Origin of the sequence: Pantoea sp. VS1, from assembly GCF_002207995.1 — a bacterium.
Lineage (GTDB): Bacteria > Pseudomonadota > Gammaproteobacteria > Enterobacterales > Enterobacteriaceae > Pantoea > Pantoea dispersa.
Map to the genome: position 1 here is coordinate 1 of NZ_NHZE01000138.1, position 252 is coordinate 252.

General features: G+C 56.3%; 1 rRNA gene. It reads left to right on the forward strand.

The annotated features are described in order from the left end of the window. A 16S ribosomal RNA gene (locus CBW22_RS25040) occupies window positions 1–252 on the forward strand; the annotation flags it as partial.

Genomic DNA, 252 nt, shown 5'->3' on the forward strand with positions numbered 1-252 from the left:
ATCATGGCTCAGATTGAACGCTGGCGGCAGGCCTAACACATGCAAGTCGAACGGCAGCACAGAAGGGCTTGCTCTTTGGGTGGCGAGTGGCGGACGGGTGAGTAATGTCTGGGAAACTGCCCGATGGAGGGGGATAACTACTGGAAACGGTAGCTAATACCGCATAACGTCGCAAGACCAAAGTGGGGGACCTTCGGGCCTCACACCATCGGATGTGCCCAGATGGGATTAGCTAGTAGGTGGGGTAATGGC